Below are 2,920 nucleotides of genomic sequence, written 5' to 3'. Positions count from 1 at the left end.
GCCACGGGCTACCTGGGGCTGTCCGATCGCACTACGACTGGGTTCCCCGTCGCCGACTACGGATCCGGACCCACCCGTTGGTTCCGCACCGGCGACATCGTCACCCGCGGCGAACGCGGACTGCTATATCCGCGCGGTCGCGTCGACGAACAGGTAAAGGTTCTGGGCGTACGCGTTCATCCGGCCGAGGTCGAGGCGCAGCTGAACAGCCATCCGGCAGTCGCGGGCGCGGTGGTGATGGGCGAGCGGCGGCTCGGCCAGATGTCGCTGAGCGCGTACGTCGTTCTGACCGGTGCCGTCACTTCGGCGGAGTTGAAGAGCTTTCTACGCGAGCGACTACCGAGCCAGTTCGTGCCCGGCCGCGTGAAATTCGTTGCGGCGCTGGACCATACGTCCAGCGGCAAAGTCGACCGGGCGGCGACGCAGCGTGCCGCAGCCAAAGAAGAAAACAAAGGAGCAGACCAATGAACCCCGACCACATCATCGAGATCTTCCAGAGAGTCCTGGAGACGCCCAGTGTGGATGCGAATTCGGACTTCTTCGAACTGGGTGGTGACTCCTTGTTGGCCACCCGGGTGCTCAGCGCGATCGCGCGGGACTTCGGGACGGAGTTGGAGTACGACGAGTTCGTCGACGATCCCACGCCGGAGGGGCTGACCACGAAACTCGCTGCGGTCGCGCCATGACTGGGGAAGACATGAAGGTCGTCGTAATCGGAGCCGGCTTGGCCGGACTGACCGCCGCCGTCGAGTTGGCGACGGCGGGCGCCGACGTGACGGTGCTCGAGGCCAGGCAGCGCGTGGGCGGCCGGATGCACGGTATCCCGATGTCGTCGACCGTCGTCGCGGACGGAGGCGCAGCCTATCTCGGCGTGCGACACACCGAACTGCTTGCCATGCTCCGTGAAAACGGACTCGGGCTGGCGTCGACGGAGATGCTGGGGGACAGCACTTTCCTGTTGTCGGACGAGCGGACGACGACGGCAAGTCGTGTGCCGCCGCTGGATGCGGTCGCCCTCGGCGACCTGTTCGATCGTCTCGAAGGTCTGGTCGCCGAGGTGCGCGCGGATGCTCCGTGGGCGAGTCCCCGTGCGGAACACCTCGATGGGCTGACGGTGGCGCAGTGGGTAGCCGAGGAGATCGACCATCCCGCCGCAAGAGCTTTCTTCCCCATGTTCATCGGCGAGATGATGGCGGCCGATCCCGCGCTTATCTCCGTTCTGCACATGGCCTTCTATCTGCGCTCCGGGGGCGGGATCCGCTACCTCAACGCCTTCAAGGGTGGCGCTCAGGAGTGGCGGATCGATGGTGGCGCGCACCAGCTTTGCGAAGCACTCGCACGCCGGCTCGGCAACTGGATTCGATTGGCGCAGGAAGTCGGTACCGTCGACCAGGACGGCGACGGGGTCGTGGTGCACGCGGTGTCCACCGAGGACGGCACGAAGTGGGAGCACCGGGCCGACTACGTGGTGGTCGCGATTCCACCGCTTCTCGCGCAGCAGATCGAGTTCCGGCCTGGCCTGCCTGCGCCGCGTGCGACGCCGGCCACCGGCCGGGGGTGTGCCGTCAAGGTGCACCTGAGCTATCCGTCGCCGATCTGGCGTGACCACGGCCTCTCCGGTTGGTCTGTGAGCGCGGACGGACCGCTCCTCTCGACGGTCGACGATTCACCGCCCGATCTTTCCGCTGGCATCCTCACGGGCTTCGTCACGGGTGCGGCGGCAGCGTCGTTCAGTGCGCTGTCGCTACCGGCGAAGGCAGATGCGGTGCTGGCTCACGCGCGCAAGCTGTTTCCGCAGTTGCCGTCGCCGACGAGGTGTTCGGTTACCGACTGGCTGGCCGACGAATACAGCAGGGGGTGCTATGCCGCGCTGTTCGGGCCCGGCGACTGGATGCGGCTCGGGCCCACGTTGACCGAACCCCACGGTCGAGTGCATTGGGCAGGCACCGAGACCAGCCTCGAGTTCTTCGGCCTGATGGAGGGTGCCATCAGGTCGGGCCGACGGGCTGCCAACGAATTGATTCACGGCGCCGACGTGGTCGCCGACTCGCGAAAGGCAATGGCGCAATGACAATACTCGAAGATCTCGGTGATACCACTGTCTTCACCGCAGCCGTAGACCAGCCGTACACGTACCAACGAAGGGAGCTGATCGAACCAGACTGGCGTCGATACCCGGGATGGGCGACGGTCACGGCGTCCGATTGGCGGGATGCGCAATGGCAGCGGGCGCACTCGATCAAGAACATTGCGCAACTCCGTGCGGTGACGGGCTCGTTGCTCGACGATCGGTTCTTCGCCGACCTAGCTGCCGATCAGCAGGAGCGCGCCACGATGTCGATGCTGCTGCCACCGCAGATGCTGAACACGATGGCTCCCGAGTGCGTTCCAGAACGTCAGCAGTTCACCGACGCCTTCTATGCCGATCCGATCCGGCGGTACATGCTGCCGGTGTTGAGTGACCGCGAGCCGGAGTGGGGCTCGCACCCCTTCGCCGAACGGGATTCGTTGCACGAGAGCGATATGTGGGTCGTCGAGGGCTTGACCCACAGGTACCCGACCAAGGTGCTGGCCGAGCTGCTGTCGACTTGCCCGCAATACTGCGGGCACTGCACTCGGATGGACCTGGTCGGCAACTCGACGCCATCCGTCGCGAAGGCCAGACTTACACTTCGACCGGCGGACCGCCAGGAGCGGATGCTCGACTACCTGCGCGCGACGCCGACGGTGCGTGACGTCGTAGTGTCGGGTGGTGACGTCGCGAACGTCCCGTGGCCGAGGCTCGAGTCGTTCCTCATGCAGCTGCTCGAGATCGACACGATTCGCGACATTCGGCTGGCCAGCAAGGCGCTTGCCGCGCTTCCGCAACATTGGCTGCAACCCGAAGTCGTCGACGGGGTCGGCCGGGTCGCTCGGCTTG

The 2,920-nt window shown here is 65.8% G+C and carries 2 protein-coding genes and 2 pseudogenes; all 4 read left to right on the top strand.

Annotation, left to right across the window (positions count from 1 at the left end):
- Nucleotides 1-468, top strand: a pseudogene (locus tag JWQ24_RS28110) (peptide synthetase); the annotation flags it as partial.
- Entirely contained in the window at nt 465-686 is a 222-nt protein-coding gene (locus JWQ24_RS28105; RefSeq protein WP_299815771.1) for an acyl carrier protein, read from the top strand. The pseudogene JWQ24_RS28110 and the gene JWQ24_RS28105, both read left to right, overlap by 4 nt.
- Nucleotides 687-697: 11 nt before the next feature.
- On the top strand, nt 698-2,071 hold the full coding sequence (locus tag JWQ24_RS28100) for an FAD-dependent oxidoreductase (RefSeq protein ID WP_299815768.1): 1,374 nt from the start codon (nt 698-700) through the stop codon (nt 2,069-2,071).
- Nucleotides 2,068-2,920 (top strand): annotated as a pseudogene (locus tag JWQ24_RS28095) (lysine 2,3-aminomutase); the annotation flags it as partial. The gene JWQ24_RS28100 and the pseudogene JWQ24_RS28095, both read left to right, overlap by 4 nt.

It is taken from the genome of Tardiphaga sp., from assembly GCF_028290495.1.
Lineage (GTDB): Bacteria > Pseudomonadota > Alphaproteobacteria > Rhizobiales > Xanthobacteraceae > Tardiphaga.
Note: the sequence above shows the minus strand (reverse complement) of the source record. Positions and strands in the feature narration are given on the sequence as shown.